Here is a 1,467-nt window from a genome sequence, read left to right on the forward strand (position 1 = left end):
GGCTCAGTAGCGGTAGTGTTCGGGTTTGAACGGGCCCTCCACGTCCACGCCGATGTATTCGGCCTGGTCCTTGGTGAGCTTGGTCAGGGTGCCGCCGAGCGCCTCGACATGGATCTTGGCGACCTTCTCGTCGAGCACCTTGGGCAGACGGTAGACCTCGTTGTCGTACTCCTGCGGCTTGGTCCACAGCTCGATCTGCGCGATGACCTGGTTGGAGAAGCTGTTCGACATGACGAACGAGGGATGGCCGGTGGCATTGCCCAGGTTGAGCAGACGCCCCTCGGACAACACGATGATCGACTTGCCCGACTCCGGGAACGTCCACAGATCGACCTGCGGCTTGATATTGAGCCGGGCCGCGCCGGAACGCTCCAGAGCGGCCATATCGATCTCGTTGTCGAAATGACCGATATTGCCCAGGATGGCCTGATCCTTCATCGCCTTCATGTGGTCGAGCAGGATGATGTCCTTGTTGCCCGTGGAGGTGATGACGATATCGGCCTCGCCGATGGCCCGCTCCACGGTGACCACGTCGAAACCGTCCATCAGCGCCTGCAACGCGTTGATCGGGTCGATCTCGGTGACCTGCACCCGCGCGCCCTGACCCGCGAGCGACTCCGCGCAGCCCTTGCCGACATCGCCGTACCCGCAGATCAGCACCTTCTTACCGCCGATGAGCACATCGGTGCCGCGGTTGATGCCATCGATGAGGGAATGCCGGGTGCCGTACTTGTTGTCGAACTTGGACTTGGTGACCGAGTCGTTGACATTGATCGCCGGGAACGCCAACTCACCCGCGGCGGCGAACTGGTACAGCCGCAGCACACCGGTGGTGGTCTCCTCGGTGACCCCGCGCACCGACTCGGCGATGGCGGTCCACTTGCCCTTGTCGGTCTCGAACCGCTCCCGCAGCAGGTTCAAAAACACCGTGTACTCCGCGGAATGGTCCTCCTCGGCCGGCGGGACGACCCCGGCCTTCTCGAACTGCGCCCCACGCAGCACCAGCATGGTCGCGTCACCGCCGTCGTCGAGGATCATGTTGGCGGGCTCGTCGGGCCAGGTGAGCATCTGCTCGGCGGCCCACCAGTACTCCTGCAAGGTCTCGCCCTTCCAGGCGAAGACCGGGGTGCCCTTGGGCTCGTCCACGCTGCCGTGCGGGCCGACCACCACCGCCGCGGCGGCGTGGTCCTGGGTGGAGAAGATATTGCACGACGCCCAACGCACCCGCGCACCCAGATCGACCAGGGTCTCGATCAGCACCGCGGTCTGCACGGTCATGTGCAGCGAACCGGAGATCCGCGCACCCCGCAACGGCTGCACATCGGCGTACTCGCGACGCAACGCCATCAGGCCCGGCATCTCGTGCTCGGCCAGGCGGATCTCCTTGCGGCCGAACTCGGCCAGTGACAGGTCCGCCACCTTGTAATCGATCCCATTGCGGACATCGGCGGTCATCATGCTGGACAC

At 64.6% G+C, this 1,467-nt stretch carries 1 protein-coding gene; it reads right to left on the reverse strand.

Annotated elements, in window-relative coordinates:
- Positions 1–3 precede the first annotated feature (3 nt).
- Positions 4–1,458, reverse strand: coding sequence for an adenosylhomocysteinase (gene ahcY / locus QMO76_RS35175; RefSeq protein ID WP_306365697.1), 1,455 nt, complete (start codon positions 1,456–1,458; stop codon positions 4–6).
- Between the last annotated feature and the right edge of the window lie 9 nt (positions 1,459–1,467).

The organism is Nocardia sp. CC227C, from assembly GCF_030767025.1.
Classification (GTDB): domain Bacteria; phylum Actinomycetota; class Actinomycetes; order Mycobacteriales; family Mycobacteriaceae; genus Nocardia.

Excerpts from the sequence above, each read along its gene's own strand:
- ahcY (WP_306365697.1), bottom strand. The coding sequence starts at position 1,458 with ATGATGACCGCCGATGTCCGCAATGGGATCGATTACAAGGTGGCGGAC.